This is a genomic window from Tenacibaculum sp. Mcav3-52 (assembly GCF_022347665.1).
In the GTDB taxonomy this organism is placed as follows: Bacteria; Bacteroidota; Bacteroidia; order Flavobacteriales; family Flavobacteriaceae; genus Polaribacter; species Polaribacter mesophilus.
The window spans coordinates 104,067-118,639 of sequence record NZ_JAKRGE010000007.1; the positions used below are offsets into that span (position 1 = coordinate 104,067).

Sequence of the window (14,573 nt, forward strand, 5' to 3'; positions counted from 1 at the left end):
TTATTCTAATTAATTAAAGCTACAATTCTCAATGGCGCACCACTACCATTTTTAATTTTCATTGGTAATGCAATTATTTTAAATCCAATACTAGGTAGCTTATCTAGATTGGTTAAATTTTCAAAAGCCGGTATGTTTTGAGAGAGTAATATAACATGACTTTCAAAATATTCAGATTGACCATAATCGATACTTGGTGTATCAATTCCAATAGCATTGATGTTTCGTTCTTCAACTAACCATTTTGCTGCTTCTTTAGACAATCCAGGAAAGTGTAATTTTTCAATCGCATCTTCACCTCGTTCAGCTGTTCCCATATACTTAACTTTATTAGGATAGTATTTAGAAAACCCTGTTTCTAATAAAATAATACTTCCATTAGGAATTTTGATTTTCTCTTTATTTTCCCACGCTAAAAAATCATCAATTTTTATTAAGTAGTCAGGATTGTTAAATGTTTTTGAAGAAACATCAATTTTAATTGCAGATCCAATTAATTTTTCGATAGGAATTTCATCTACAGTTTGGCCTTTTTCAGCAAAATGGATAGGTGCATCTATATGGGTTCCACCATGCTCCGCAGTACTAAAATTATTTGCGGAATAATAAAACCCTTTATCTGTTTGTCCTTTAAAAACAGTGTCTAATTTAAATTCCTTTGCTGTAACCCAATATACAGTCTCATTAGAATATGCATGAGATAAATCTATAATTTTGCTTTCTGAGAAGTTTGTTTGGTCTGATTTATTAGAGTCTGACGATTTGGTCTGTTTCTCATTACACGCCAACAGTAAAAAAAGGCACAACTGAATTAAAGAAAAAGGTTTTTTCATTTTTTTAAATTTAAAACGCTGGATGATTTTTAATCACGTACAACATGTTTGTATATGGTTAGGTGCATGTTTTTAAGTAACTAATTTAGCAAATACAAACCGAATAGAAAATTCGGAAATATGGGCAAGAGTAAAAACTTGCTTTAATAGCGGTGTGTAATAAGCTGCTAAAACTGGTTTTTGCAATAATAAAAAGAGGTTTACCGTATAATATGAACTATAAAAGTACTTTGATATAAAATTTACTTGTTTTTATCTCAGTTCTTTATAGAGCTTAGTTTTTCTCTAATATTTCAATTTTTGGTTTCTCAATTGATATTATATCAATTATGTCGCTTTCAGTCCACAGTCTATAATGTTATCCTTCTTTATCAACCACATTTTTATACCAACCATGACTTTTTTCCACGTATGATAAATAGTCAGATTTTAATATAATTTGAAGAAATCCATTAGTGTCACTTATTTCATCTTTATCAAACATTGTATAAGATTAATCAATTACTTGAAAGTTAATTATGTCATCAAAGTCAAATTCAATTTTAAATTTTTTACTATTTTCTGTAATCACGATCGGTTTTACATTATCAATAGTTCCTTCTCCAATTTTTATTGATTGATTCTCATTTAAAAGAATTCTTTCAGATACGATGAGTTGTAAGCTTTTATTATAATGAAGCTCATCTAAAAATAATGTTTTGCAGTTATCAAGTATTGTTTTCATTTAATTAAGCTCAACGGTAAATTGTATGAGTAGTGGCAGATTGCGTGGTAATTTCCTGTCAAACCGTTATGCAGTTTGAGCGGGCTGCGAACCTTGATATTTGCTACTTCGCCTGCCATTACTTATACAAAGTGTTAGCCGCTGTTTTTTTCTCTTTCATAAATTCAAGGTTTAGAAATTTTATTTTTTCTTGCCTTGTTCCAATACTTATTTTCCAATTTGATTCCATAAAATCAAGTAATTCAATCCCTCTTTCAAGAATATCATTTGCTGTCCATTTTTCATATGCAGCAATTTTATTTTCTGAATAAGACCCATATCTATATCCCACAGTATTATTACTGTTAGAAACCTTCTCTTTGAAACACTTATTGCCAAAACTAGAGTTTCTCGGTTTTGAAAGTGGCAATAAATTGCCTAGGGAATGACGTAAAGCACTCCTCTCTTTTGGTGTGTATTTATTATAAATTTTTGTCCAACAATCTTTCCTTGGGTTTTGAGGATAAATATGTTCGATAGTTTTGTAATCTGGTTGCTCATGTAGTAATTCAGCCCAATTAATTTTTTTCTTTCGTGATTTTGATTGGCTTTGAAGATACATTTCATATTCGTAAAGAAAATATCGAATCCCATTCCATTTATAAAAGCCATTATTTTTAAATCCTTGTTTAACTTCCTTCCAGTATTCCTTGTTTGAATCGTATTGTCTGATTTTTGCTTCTAAATCTTTAATAATTTGTGTGGCATTAATTGTCTCATGATATAAATCAATTGCAGATATTAGTCTAGACTCTTCTCTAAAACTATAATAATAGCGATGTGAACTAAGTAACTGATAAAACTGAGTTTGTTCAATCAACTTAAGAAATTTAATACGAAGTTGAACATCTCTTACTTTACTATAGAAAACTAAAATTAAAGATGAATTTTCATTTAGACCTAACCTATTTAACTTTTCTAAATATTTAATCTCTTCTGAAGAAAAATTGCTTTTTTCTGGATTATTAATCTTATACCATATCTCTATAGATTTCTTTAAATCTCTAACATACTCATTTATAAAATTAACCGTTAGGTTGTATTTATTCCCATTTTCAATATTTTTGGTAGTAAATATATTTTCCAGCAAGTAATCTGAATATTCCAAACGAAACATTCTTCTTAAACTTCTCATATGTCTTATCCCACGCTCTTCTTCTTCAATCATTCCTTTTCCGAAATAGATAAAGAAGTGATTGATTAGAAATTTATCATCCTCAAGAGGATTATCTTTATTTTTTCCAAGATTATGGTAAACTGTTTTCCAGCATTCATTTATCCTTTTTCTCAACTGTTCTTTTTCAAAATTATCTACTGAAAATTTTGTTGATAAATAAATCAGTCTGTTTTTTAATAATTCAAGATGTGACAGGGGTTTGCCTCTGTTGTTCATTGTCTCAAAAGCAATAAAAACATCTATATCGTTAGAAATGGTATAAATATTAAATAAAAAATTCTGGGTTAATTTTTTATAAACCTTCTCTACTTCATCAAATTTTAAATCATTTAGACATGAACTGAAATACTTTTTTGCATTCTCAAGATTATGCGTATAAATTGTTTCTTGTTCTGTTTCACTTTGAGTACTATCTTCTAAGAAAATTTTTGTTTTTAAAAATTCATAACTTGGGTTGTCCTTCTCATATCCAAAAATATATGAGCGAGAAATTCCTTCGTCTTTTGAATCGAAAATAAACTTCCGTTTTATATCTTCAATTGTTGTGAAATTAAGTTTCTCACCTTTGGTTATGTATTCTGTAATAGCTTGAATAAGAATAATAGAAGTTGTCATCCGCTGCTGACCATCAACAATGTAATATGGTGAATAACTTCTTGCATCAATTATCCATTTATCATCTTCCCAACTGTTATGTTTATTTACAGGAACATCCTCTAATGTTAGCACACCAACATAATGATTTTTTCCATCTTCAAGTTGGACTAAATCATTCCAATAATCTTTTAATTGTTTTTCTGTCCATGCGTATCCTCTTTGATAATCAGGGATTCTAAATAGTCTCTCTGTAAATATTTTTGAAATTGACAATAATGATGATTCCATAATATTTTGTTTTAGGTTCTTAGTTCATTTTTTAAATTGCGGCTAACTCGTTATATGCCAAGTTTTACTTTTGTTATCCCGACAATAGTAAGGGATATAACAAATAAAGGATAGCAATTTTATAGGTTATCAAATATAATTAAACAAGTACTTTATCAAAAAGAAAAGTTATTAACGAGTTACTGTTATTTGTTAATTAATTATACAATCCCTGCGAACCTAATACAAAGCATGTACACATTATTACGGAATCCCATAAACTCAGCTATTTAGGGAATAAAAGATGTTTTAAGAGTCATTAAAGGTTGCACGGGTCGCTAATATCACGGCATGCTCTGTTGACACCACGGCGCGGGTCGCTGATATCACGGCATGCTCCGAAGACACTACGGCATGGGTCGCTGATATCACGGCATGCTCCGAAGATACTACGGCATGCTCCGCAGACACCACGGCACGGGTCGCTAATATCACAGCATGCTCCGAAGACACTACGGCATGGGTCGCTGATATCACGGCATGCTCCGCAGACACCGCGGCATGGGTCGCTGATATTACGGCATGCTCCGCAGATACCACGGCACGGGTCGCTGATATCACGGCATGCTCCGCAGACACCGCGGCATGGGTCGCTGATATTACGGCATGCTCCGCAGACACCGCGGCACGGGTCGCTGATATCACGGCATGTTCCGAAGATACCACAGCACAGACCTTTATATAAAAGGCAATTGCCGTAACATTGTAAGAGCTTTATGTAGGGGTAAGTTATTGATTATCAATAACTAAGTGCTAAGTACTAAGTGCTAAGAGCTAATAACTAATAACTAAAAACTAACAACTAGCGAGTAACCACTACCTGTACGGAGGCCCCGCAACCCAACCCACAATAGACTTACGAATCCCTTTAGTAATAGGAGTAACACGATGCATCATAAAAGAAGGAAAAACAATGATGGTACCTTTTTCTCTAGGAGCACTTACAATTTTTTGATTCAGCATAAACTGTAAATCACCACCCTCATACTCATCAGGGTCAGATAACTGCATGGAAATACTCAGTTTTCTATCAGAAATTTCACCCGCACCAAAATCCAAATGCCAATCAAAAAAGTCACCCTCAGTATAACTAGCCAATTGCAAATTGTTATGAAAACCTAACAAATCAAACCAATATCGTTCATTATTACACTGAATAGCCAACCCCGCCAGTCGGTTGTAAATCCATTCAGTTTCAGGCGTATTTTCAATAAACATTACATCGCTTTTTCTAAGCTCATCATCATAAGTGTCAGATCCGCTAAGCGTAGCCTTAATTTTTTGATTCTCACTCCATAAATTCAAAATTCTATCAGTTTCATGCGGAAGAAATAAACCGTTGTAGTGTACAAACTCAGCAAAATTATGTTTTAACGGAAGACCAAAAGGATAGTTTATAGCCATGATATAAGAGTAGTTATAAGTTGAAAGAAGATTTCTTAATCTTTACAACACGTAAGTTTTAAAATTCAGTTAGTATTTAGATAGCAAAATATAAAAAACAAACAAGAAGGAGTAAAAAACAGTCGTAAAAGCAAAAAAATAAATCAAGAGTGTCCAACCAGTTGATGCTTTTAGAGACAGAAATATGGAAAACTGTCAGTTCGAGTGATTTTGAGGGACGAAAATCATACATCGACTTCGCTCAGTAGAACTATTGAGAACTAATTTAAAGGCTATAGTTCTTTTCCTTAAGAATAATGCATGCAAGGTTTTGATATTTAGTTATTAAAAAAACCGAACTAAAATGTTCGGTTTTTACTTTTATATGTTTAGGTTTAATATTACTTACTTAGGTATTTATTCAAAAAAACAGTTAATTCATCACCTTTAGGACCAGGAGCATTTTCATGAAGGATTTTTCCTTGTTTATCAAGAAGTATATATCTTGGAATATTAACCAATTTAATTGATTTTAAAAAGTTTGCACTCTCTTGATTTAGCACCATATAACTATGCTGATAACTTTCCATATTTTCAGTTTTTACAGCGCTCAACCAGCTGTCTTTATTTTTGTCAATAGAAAGGTAAAGGAAAGTGATTTTTTCTTTTGAAAATTTATGTATCACCTTTTGATAGTCCGGCATAGATTCCCTACATGGGAAACACCAACTAGCCCAAAAATCGATAAATATGTAATTACCGTTGTTGTTTTTTATTAAATCATTCAAAGAACTTATTTCTTGATTATGATTTATAAGTTTTACATCATTCTTAATATTGTCAAATATATCAATATCAAGTAAATACTTGTCTTCCAGAATAGTATTTAATCTGTCATCTTGGTATTTGTTTTTAAATTCATTAAATTTTGATCTAGTAACATTAAAAGATTCTCCAAAATTAATCATAGCTTCAATACTTAAAAACCGAGCATATTTTGTAAGTGAGTCATTAAAATATAAAGGAGCATTATCAAAAGCCTCTACATAGTTAATGTATTGTCTTGAGCGAGTATAGGTAGGTTTAGATTTAATTACATTCTTTCTTAAGAAAGAAAGCATTAATGTTTTGGAATAGGGGTTTAAAAGAAGGCTGTCGTTTATAAAAATGGCTGAATTGAGTTTGTCTTTAGCAGCTTTTGACTTAAAAAAACTATGAAATACCGATAGTTTATTATTATACTCTATCAATGATTTAAAGTTTAAATGCACTTTTAAATCATTAGGTAGCTCTTGTTTTTTAAAAAAATCAATTTTATACAAGTAAAGTTTGTCTAATAAGTCAATAAGTAGCTTTTCTTCTTTATGCTTTGAAGGATATAATTCTTCGTTTACTTTTACAGGATAGCTAACAAATTTTTGATAATCATTATTACCAATCATCGGCCTTTTATTGTGCTTTATAGAATAAAAGATATTAGTTAAGGAATCTATTTGTTTTTTGAAGCTTTGATAGATGCTATCTTGCTTTAATTTTTGTGAAACTTCTTTAAATCGTTTGTTATTTTGGTTGTAGGAGTTAACAATATATTCTATTCTGTCTTCATAAGCTTTAATCTTTATGCTGTCACCTTTACCTAAAAAGAGAGTATCGGGAACAATTTTTTTATGACTTAAATAAATAAATTCACCTTTATTTAATTTTATATTAATAGTGTCTATCTTCTTTTTTGATGTATAGAGACTTTTATTAATGTTTTGATAACTAGCTTCTTTTCTTAATGCAATTTGATTATCAGAATAGTTTTCTATGCAAACAATTAATTCATTTTTAAGCTTAGGAACTTCATTGTCTTTTTTACTGGTACAAGAAAAGAGCAAAAGTGTAAACAGTATAAGTGAAATAAATTTTCTCAATGTCATTTTTAATTTTATTTATTAAAGGAATAAAGGAAAGGTTTTTTAACCTTTCCTTTAAGTTAGTTTATATTGTACTTTTTAACAAGAAGCACAACAGTATCCAGAAGCATAGCTTCCATCACTATATTTCTCCGTTTCATTATAAGCAGACTGAGCATCATCTACCGAATAAACTTTTGCAGACCAATGTCTAAAAGAACCATCTTTATTTCTTACTGCAATTCTACAAGTTGAACCAGCAATACTGTGAAGTTCTTTTCTGTTAAGTATTGTAACTCCATTTAGATTAACAATTTTGTTTAGCATAATAAAAATTTTATAAATTATTTTTTTGGTGAACTATTAAAGACACTCACCTTTTGTGTCTATCCTTCGCGAATGATTTTATATTTAAAAGTTTAAAATCAGTAATGTTTTTTAAGAGTATGATTTATAAGGAGCAATTTTTTTTTCAAAAATATCTTTTAATAATAACTTTTTTGCTAAAAAAACCGTAAAAAAGTAAGGTTTTTTCTTATGTTTTTGTTTTTAATGCTTGATTGTTAGTTTTTTAGCGTGTTGTTGGAAAGGGCGGCTCAATTTACAGACGTTACTGTATGTTTTAAAATTATAAAAAAACAAAAGTAGTATCGAGAACTAATTTAAGTGTTATAACTCTTATTCTCGACACAAATTTTACTCATTTCAATCATAAAATTCACTCGAATTGACAGAGTTTTCTCAAAATGTATGATGTAAAAGTGTAAGATAATATGCTAAACAAACACCAAACACATACCATACACACAAAGTAGTAGAAAATGAAAAACAACCTGTAACAGGTTTAGAATTTTGTTAGTAAAGAAACGGTAAAAATTACACAACAATAAGAAGTGAACTCAAAACAGAGAACTAAAAATAATTGTATTTTTACCTCAACAATTCAATACTATGATTTCACAAGAACAATTTAATAAAGAGTTAGATTTAATTATAGCAAATGCTATTAGAGAAGATATAGGAGATGGAGACCATACATCATTATCATGCATCCCTGCCGATGCAACAGGAAAAGCAAAACTATTAGTAAAAGACGAAGGAATAATAGCCGGAGTAGAATTTGCTAAAATGGTGTTTAACTATGTAGATACCGATTTAAAAGTAGAAACGTTGATTAATGATGGTTCACCCGTAAAATACGGAGATATTGTTTTTTATGTATCAGGAAAATCACAGTCTATTTTAATGGCAGAACGTTTGGTACTAAACGCAATGCAACGTATGAGTGCTATTGCAACCAAAACTAAGTTTTTTGCCAATTTGTTAGAAGGAACCAAAACCAAGGTGTTAGATACCCGTAAAACCACACCAGGAATCCGTGCTTTAGAAAAATGGGCGGTAAAAATAGGAGGCGGAGAAAACCACCGATTTGCTTTATACGATATGGTAATGATTAAAGACAATCACATCGATTTTGCTGGCGGAATTACACAAGCTATTACCAAAACCAAAAAGTACCTAGCAGAAAAAGGATTGGATATTAAAATTATTGTGGAAGCACGTAGCTTAGCAGAAATAGAAGAGATTTTACAAAACGAAGGTGTGTACAGAATTTTGATAGACAACTTTAACTATGAAGATACCCGTAAGGCGGTAGCTATGATAGGAGATCAGTGTTTAACAGAATCTTCTGGAGGAATCAACGAAAAAACCATTAGAGAATATGCAGAATGTGGGGTTGATTTTATTTCGTCTGGAGCCTTAACACATTCAGTATACAATATGGATTTAAGCTTAAAAGCGGTCGATTAATATAACCTAATACATCATGAAAAAACAACTATTACTCATAGCAACGCTAGTAGTAGCTATGTCGTGTAAAACAGAGCAAACTAAAAAAGAAACCACTTCAAACATGGTAGAAAATCCATTATTAGTAAAAAGTTCTTTAGACTTTGGAGCACCAGATTTTACTAAAATAAAGAACGAACACTTTATGCCTGCAATTTTAAAAGGTATGGAAGTTCAAAATGAAGAAATAGCTAAAATTATAGCAAACACAGAAGCGCCAACATTTGAAAATACCATTGTTGCACTTGAAGAAAGTAGTAAAATGTTAGACAATGCCACGGCTGTTTTTTATGCTTTAGCAGGAGCACATACAAACGATACAATTAAAGACAATCAAAAAGAATTAGCGCCTAAGTTTTCTAAACACAACGATGAAATTTTATTAAACACTAAGTTGTTTGAAAAAATAAAAGCGGTACACGATAATTTAGAGAATCTAGAATTGGATGCTGAGTCTAAACACTTGGTTAAAGAACAGTATAAAAAGTTTGTAAAAGCAGGAGCTAACTTATCTGAAGAAAAGAAAAACGAGCTAAAAGAAATCAATGCAGAATTAGCAAGTTTATCTAACGACTTCGGAAAAAAGTTATTAGACGCTAGTAAAAAAGGAGGTTTAACGGTTACGGATAAAGAACAGTTAAAAGGACTTTCAGAAGAAACAATTAAAGGTTTAGAGAAAGACGGTAAATACGAAATCCAACTGATTAACACTACACAACAACCTTTATTACAAACTTTAGAAAATAGAGAAGTTCGTAAAGAATTGTTTGAAAAATCAATTCACAGAACTGATGCAGGTGAGTATAACACAAGCGATTTAGTAAAGAAAATGGCTTCATTACGTGCTAAGAAAGCGCAAATCTTAGGTTTTGACAACTTTGCAAGCTGGAGTTTACAAGGAACAATGGCATCTACACCAGATAAAGTATTTGAAATGTTCAACGGATTAATTCCTGGGTCGTTATCAAAAGTAGCTGCCGAAACGAAAGAAATTCAGGCAGAAATTAATAAAGAAGGAAACGATTTTACTTTAGCTCCATACGATTGGAATCATTTTGCTGAAAAAGTACGTAAGTCAAAATACAACTTAAACGAAGATGAGGTAAAACCATACTTTGAGTTAACCAACGTATTAGAAAAAGGTGTGTTTTATGCGGCTACAAAATTATACGGAATCACCTTTAAAAAGCGTACCGATATCCCTACCTATCACCCAGATGTAGTAGTGTATGAAATCTTTGAAGAAGACGGAAGTAAGTTAGGATTGTTCTACGGAGACTTCTTTGCAAGAGACAGTAAGCGCGGTGGTGCGTGGATGGGAGCTTTTGTAAAGCAATCGAAATTAAGAGATCAAAAACCAGTAATTTACAACGTTTGTAATTACCCTAAACCAGCAGAAGGAGAACCAGCATTAATCAGCTTTGATAATGTAGAAACTACCTTCCATGAGTTCGGACATGCATTACACGGTTTATTCGGAAATCAAAAATATGCATCAATTTCAGGAACAAGTACGGCAAGAGACTTTGTAGAATTTCCATCGCAATTCAATGAAAACTGGGCAACTCATCCAGAGGTATTAAATAACTATGCTTTACATTATAAAACAGGAGAAGTAATTCCTGATGCGTTATTACAAAAAATCAAGAATGCAGGAACGTTCAATCAAGGATATTCAATTATTGAAAACTTAGCATCTTCTAATTTAGATATGCAATGGCACACTATTTCAGCAGATACAAACATTGAAGATGTAGCTAAATTTGAAGAAGAGGCATTAGCTAAAATGAAGTTAAAGATTGATGAGGTACCACCAAGATACCGTTCAACCTATTTCGCACATATTTTTAGCGGAGGATACGCTGCAGGGTACTACTCGTATTTATGGACAGAAATGTTAAGTCACGATGCCTACGATTGGTTTAAAAACAACGGATTGTTAACCAGAGAAAATGGTCAGAAGTTTAGAGAACAAATCTTATCGAAAGGAAACACGATGGACTATGCAGAAATGTATAGAGTTTTCGCAGGAAGAGATCCACAAGCTGAACCAATGTTAAAAGCGAGAGGATTACAATAAATGAATGATTTCTTTGACAACGAAACATTTACAAAAGTTGATTTTACATTAACAAAAATCAACAAAGGAGAATATGACAACTGTACGTTCGAGAATTGCAATTTCGAGAACGTACATGCTTCAAATATTGAATTTTTAGAGTGTGAGTTTATCAACTGTAATTTTAGCAATACAGTGGTAAACCACACTTTTTTTAAAGATTGCACTTTTGAAAATTGTAAAATGGTTGGGGTAAAGTTTAATGAATGCAACAACTTTTTGCTAGAAATGAGCTTTCATAACTGCCAACTAAACTTATCTTCTTTTTACCAATTAAAAATTCCTACTACAAAATTTATAAGTTGTAATTTGCAAGAAGTAGATTTTGTTGAAGCTGACTTAAGTAGAGGTCTCTTTAAAGATTGTGATTTAAAAGGAGCAATTTTTGATCAGACGAATTTAGAAAAAGCAGATCTTACAACTGCCACTAATTTTGCGATCGACCCTGAAAATAATAGTATTAAAAAAGCTAAATTTTCCAATGAGAATATTGTAGGATTGTTATATAAATATGATATTGTGGTGGAGTAATGTGGTTGGGGTTATTGAAGTAGCAAAGATGCTGAGAAGTAAAGTTAGAAAGAGGCAAAGTTTCTAAGAGTTATAGAAGCAAAGTGAAAAAGAAAAGTATAAAATGAAAGAGAAAACACGTATAAAAACATTCAGAGATTTATTGGTTTGGCAAAAATCGATGGGTTTTGTAACAGAGGTTTATAAAATATCTAATAATTTTCCTAAGGAAGAAGTTTTTGGACTAACTTCACAAATGAGAAGAAGCGCAGTTTCAGTACCAAGTAATATTTCTGAAGGGTTTGGAAGACAAAGTTTAGGAGATTTTATTCGGTTTTTAAATATTGGAATAGCTTCGTTGTTTGAATTACAAACGCAACTTGAAATTTCTTCAAACTTAGCGTATATTTCAAAAGAATCTTTTGACAGACTTTATGAGGAATCAAGAGAGATAGAAAGAATGCTATCAAGTTTAATAAGAAAGTTAAAGGAAAAACGATAAAAACTATGCAACTTTGATACAGTAACACTATTCAACTTTGAAACTAAAAAAACTTAGCATCTTTAAACCTCAGGAACTAATGATACTTTGCAGCTAAAAACACTTTGCATCTTAGAATCTCTGAAACTAGAAACACTTTGCAACTAAAAAGAAAATGACTAAACAGATAGAAGAAAGCCTTGAGAAAATTCCAGTAATAAACTGGCTCGTAGCCTTTGGAAAGAAAATTAAAATTCCGGGGTTAGAAGGAATGTCTTTGTATGATGTACTTGAAATGTATGTTATAGGTATTGTAAAAGGAGCATTAACAACAAGGGCAGGAGGTATTGCTTTTAGTTTCTTTATGGCAATTTTTCCATTCTTATTATTCATTTTAACACTCATTCCATACATCCCAATTGATGGATTCCAAGACGGACTACTCTCTTTAATGCAAGAAGCGTTACCACCAAAAACCTTTGAAGCGGTAGATTTTGTGATAAAAGATATTATTAACAATCAGTACGGAGGATTGTTATCATTCGGTTTTTTAGCCTCTATTTTTTTAATGACAAATGGTGTAAACGCCATATTTGGTGGATTTGAATATTCTTACCATGTAACAGAAATGAGAAGCGTTTTTAGAGCTTATTTTGTTTCCTTAGCGGTATCATTACTCATGTCTTTCTTCTTAATTGTAACGGTAACATTGATTATTTTTTATCAAATAGCGCTAACAAGAATCCATAAAATAGGATGGCTAAATACAGGAGATTTAGATTTGTTTTACTACGGAAGAGGTTTCTTGTTTTTAGTAATGATTTTTACCATTGTATCGCTACTTTTTAGATACGGAACCAAACAAGGGAAAGAAGTAAAATTCTTTTCACCAGGTGCTATTTTAACTACCGTAGTATCTATGTTTACTTTTTACTTATTTGGAATTTATGTAGTAAAGTTTGCGCAATACAATCAGCTATACGGGTCAATTGGTACGCTGTTAATCTTAATGCTTTTTGTGTGGTTAAACGCAATTATTCTTCTCCTAGGCTTTGAGTTAAATGCTACAATTTATCGTTTAAAACGTAAAAATAAAGCGAGAGTTAAATAACATTTTTCTTCATATTTTTTCGGATATTTGCAGGCTAAAACGCAAATCAAATTACGAATTAATAATTACGAATTATCAATAAGTTCATAATTAAAAATTCATAATTCATAATTAACAAAAAAATGAAACCAGGAATCCCAAAAGGAACAAGAGATTTTTCATCAACGGAAGTAGCAAAGAGAAACTATATTTTTAATACGATTAAACATTCGTTTGAAAATTTCGGATTTCAACCTATTGAAACGCCAAGTTTTGAAAACTCTTCTACATTAATGGGAAAATATGGAGAAGAAGGGGATAGATTGATTTTTAAAATCTTGAATTCAGGTGATTATTTAAAGAAAGTAGATGAAAACTTATTGGCAGATAAAGACAGTCAAAAAGTTACGTCGAAAATTTCTGAAAAAGCATTGCGTTACGACTTAACAGTGCCGTTTGCACGTTACGTAGTACAACACCAAAACGAAATTACATTTCCGTTTAAACGTTATCAAATTCAGCCAGTTTGGAGAGCTGATAGACCTCAAAAAGGACGTTTCCGCGAGTTTTATCAATGTGATGCCGATGTAGTAGGAAGTAAGTCGCTATGGCAAGAAGTTGAGTTTGTGCAATTATATGATACTGTTTTTAGTAAGTTAGGATTAAATGGTACGACTATCAAAATCAATAACCGAAAAATCTTGTCTGGAATTGCTGAGGTAATTGGAGCATCAGACAAATTGATTGATTTTACAGTGGCTTTAGATAAGTTAGATAAAATAGGAAAAGACGGTGTGGTTAAGGAGATGTTAGATAAAGGGATTTCTGCTGAAGCGATAGAAAAAGTTGACCCGTTATTTAACTTTTCAGGAAGTAATCAAGATAAGTTAGCTTCTTTAGAGGCTATGTTACAAGGTTCGGAAGAAGGATTACAAGGAGTGGCTGATTTAAGAACCGTAGTTGATAATGTAGAAAGCATCGGGCTAGATTCAGCAAGCTTAGAATTAGATGTAACCTTAGCTAGAGGATTAAACTATTACACAGGTGCTATTTATGAAGTAGCAGCACCTGAAGGTGTAAAAATGGGTTCTATTGGTGGTGGAGGTCGTTATGACGACTTGACAGGTATTTTCGGTTTAAAAGATGTTTCTGGAGTAGGAATATCTTTCGGATTGGATAGAATTTACTTGGTGATGGAAGAATTAGGGCTGTTTGAAGCAGTAGAATTACCAAAACCTAAAGTATTGTTCTTAAACTTTGACGAAAACGAGAGTTTAGATAAAATAAAAGCCATAAAAACATTAAGACAAAACAATATTAAGTCAGAAATGTATCCAGATGTGGCAAGCAGTAACAACCAGCAAAAAAAGCAATGGAAGTATGCTACAAATAGAGAAATAGAGTTTGTAGTTACAACTGTTGAAAACGGTACGCTTGTTGTTAAAAATATGTCGACAGGAGAGCAAACTACTTGTTCTTTAGACGAATTGATAAATAAAGTGCAGTAAATTACCAACAATGTTGTAAATTTGCGCCCTACTAAT

14 protein-coding genes and 1 pseudogene are annotated in these 14,573 nt (G+C 31.6%); 7 read left to right on the plus strand and 8 right to left on the minus strand.

Annotation, left to right across the window (positions count from 1 at the left end):
- Nucleotides 1–5: 5 nt before the first annotated feature.
- On the minus strand, nt 6–833 hold the full coding sequence (locus MHM83_RS15215) for a cyclase family protein (RefSeq protein WP_239180698.1): 828 nt from the start codon (nt 831–833) through the stop codon (nt 6–8).
- A gap of 134 nt (nt 834–967) precedes the next feature.
- On the opposite strand from MHM83_RS15215, the pseudogene MHM83_RS16280 reads away from it, so the two are divergent.
- A pseudogene (locus MHM83_RS16280) lies at nt 968–1,072 on the plus strand (IS110 family transposase); the annotation flags it as partial.
- Nucleotides 1,073–1,191: 119 nt separating this feature from the next.
- On the opposite strand, the gene MHM83_RS16190 reads toward MHM83_RS16280, so the two are convergent.
- From MHM83_RS16190 to MHM83_RS15245, 7 genes are all read right to left on the minus strand, one after another.
- Nucleotides 1,192–1,317: a hypothetical protein gene (locus MHM83_RS16190; protein ID WP_255724875.1), complete on the minus strand. Its 126-nt coding sequence runs from the start codon at nt 1,315–1,317 to the stop codon at nt 1,192–1,194.
- Between the two features lie 9 nt (nt 1,318–1,326).
- Complete coding sequence (locus MHM83_RS15225; protein WP_239180700.1) at nt 1,327–1,557, minus strand: hypothetical protein; 231 nt, start codon at nt 1,555–1,557, stop codon at nt 1,327–1,329.
- A gap of 118 nt (nt 1,558–1,675) precedes the next feature.
- Nucleotides 1,676–3,658 (minus strand): DUF262 domain-containing protein, encoded by a 1,983-nt coding sequence (locus MHM83_RS15230; protein WP_239180702.1) that lies wholly within the window; start codon nt 3,656–3,658, stop codon nt 1,676–1,678.
- Between the two features lie 288 nt (nt 3,659–3,946).
- A complete protein-coding gene (locus MHM83_RS16270) occupies nt 3,947–4,363 on the minus strand; it encodes a hypothetical protein (RefSeq protein ID WP_370642017.1) in 417 nt (138 codons plus the stop codon).
- A 150-nt stretch (nt 4,364–4,513) separates the two neighbouring features.
- Nucleotides 4,514–5,101, minus strand: a complete 588-nt coding sequence (locus tag MHM83_RS15235) for a 2OG-Fe(II) oxygenase (RefSeq protein WP_239180704.1) — start codon at nt 5,099–5,101, stop codon at nt 4,514–4,516.
- A 380-nt stretch (nt 5,102–5,481) separates the two neighbouring features.
- The gene (locus tag MHM83_RS15240; RefSeq protein WP_239180706.1) at nt 5,482–7,002 is read right to left on the minus strand and encodes a TlpA family protein disulfide reductase; all 1,521 of its coding nucleotides are present in this window, start codon (nt 7,000–7,002) and stop codon (nt 5,482–5,484) included.
- A gap of 75 nt (nt 7,003–7,077) precedes the next feature.
- Nucleotides 7,078–7,305, minus strand: a complete 228-nt coding sequence (locus MHM83_RS15245; protein WP_239180708.1) for a hypothetical protein — start codon at nt 7,303–7,305, stop codon at nt 7,078–7,080.
- Nucleotides 7,306–7,929: 624 nt separating this feature from the next.
- Between MHM83_RS15245 and nadC the strand changes: the two genes are divergently transcribed.
- The 6 genes from nadC to hisS all read left to right on the plus strand — a co-directional run bounded on the left by nadC (nt 7,930) and on the right by hisS (nt 14,537).
- Entirely contained in the window at nt 7,930–8,790 is an 861-nt protein-coding gene (gene nadC, locus MHM83_RS15250) for a carboxylating nicotinate-nucleotide diphosphorylase (protein ID WP_239180710.1), read from the plus strand.
- Nucleotides 8,791–8,806: 16 nt separating this feature from the next.
- Nucleotides 8,807–10,909 (plus strand): M3 family metallopeptidase, encoded by a 2,103-nt coding sequence (locus MHM83_RS15255; RefSeq protein WP_239180712.1) that lies wholly within the window; start codon nt 8,807–8,809, stop codon nt 10,907–10,909.
- Entirely contained in the window at nt 10,910–11,479 is a 570-nt protein-coding gene (locus tag MHM83_RS15260) for a pentapeptide repeat-containing protein (protein WP_239180714.1), read from the plus strand. It begins immediately after the preceding gene.
- A 103-nt stretch (nt 11,480–11,582) separates the two neighbouring features.
- A complete protein-coding gene (locus tag MHM83_RS15265) occupies nt 11,583–11,960 on the plus strand; it encodes a four helix bundle protein (protein ID WP_239180716.1) in 378 nt (125 codons plus the stop codon).
- Between the two features lie 154 nt (nt 11,961–12,114).
- Nucleotides 12,115–13,050 carry a YihY/virulence factor BrkB family protein gene (locus MHM83_RS15270; protein ID WP_125068335.1) on the plus strand — a complete coding sequence of 312 codons (936 nt, stop codon included), beginning with the start codon at nt 12,115–12,117 and terminating at the stop codon, nt 13,048–13,050.
- A 122-nt stretch (nt 13,051–13,172) separates the two neighbouring features.
- Nucleotides 13,173–14,537 carry a histidine--tRNA ligase gene (hisS, locus tag MHM83_RS15275; RefSeq protein ID WP_239180718.1) on the plus strand — a complete coding sequence of 455 codons (1,365 nt, stop codon included), beginning with the start codon at nt 13,173–13,175 and terminating at the stop codon, nt 14,535–14,537.
- Nucleotides 14,538–14,573: the final 36 nt, after the last annotated feature.

What these genes read in the sequence shown, in the direction of transcription:
- MHM83_RS15260 (WP_239180714.1), top strand. Translation starts at nt 10,910, where the DNA reads ATGAATGATTTCTTTGACAACGAAACATTTACAAAAGTTGATTTTACA.
- MHM83_RS16190 (WP_255724875.1), bottom strand. Translation starts at nt 1,317, where the DNA reads ATGTTTGATAAAGATGAAATAAGTGACACTAATGGATTTCTTCAAATT.
- MHM83_RS15225 (WP_239180700.1), bottom strand. Translation starts at nt 1,557, where the DNA reads ATGAAAACAATACTTGATAACTGCAAAACATTATTTTTAGATGAGCTT.
- MHM83_RS15235 (WP_239180704.1), bottom strand. Translation starts at nt 5,101, where the DNA reads ATGGCTATAAACTATCCTTTTGGTCTTCCGTTAAAACATAATTTTGCT.
- hisS (WP_239180718.1), top strand. Translation starts at nt 13,173, where the DNA reads ATGAAACCAGGAATCCCAAAAGGAACAAGAGATTTTTCATCAACGGAA.
- MHM83_RS15240 (WP_239180706.1), bottom strand. Translation starts at nt 7,002, where the DNA reads ATGACATTGAGAAAATTTATTTCACTTATACTGTTTACACTTTTGCTC.
- nadC (WP_239180710.1), top strand. Translation starts at nt 7,930, where the DNA reads ATGATTTCACAAGAACAATTTAATAAAGAGTTAGATTTAATTATAGCA.
- MHM83_RS15255 (WP_239180712.1), top strand. Translation starts at nt 8,807, where the DNA reads ATGAAAAAACAACTATTACTCATAGCAACGCTAGTAGTAGCTATGTCG.
- MHM83_RS15265 (WP_239180716.1), top strand. Translation starts at nt 11,583, where the DNA reads ATGAAAGAGAAAACACGTATAAAAACATTCAGAGATTTATTGGTTTGG.
- MHM83_RS15230 (WP_239180702.1), bottom strand. Translation starts at nt 3,658, where the DNA reads ATGGAATCATCATTATTGTCAATTTCAAAAATATTTACAGAGAGACTA.
- MHM83_RS15215 (WP_239180698.1), bottom strand. Translation starts at nt 833, where the DNA reads ATGAAAAAACCTTTTTCTTTAATTCAGTTGTGCCTTTTTTTACTGTTG.
- MHM83_RS15270 (WP_125068335.1), top strand. Translation starts at nt 12,115, where the DNA reads ATGACTAAACAGATAGAAGAAAGCCTTGAGAAAATTCCAGTAATAAAC.
- MHM83_RS15245 (WP_239180708.1), bottom strand. Translation starts at nt 7,305, where the DNA reads ATGCTAAACAAAATTGTTAATCTAAATGGAGTTACAATACTTAACAGA.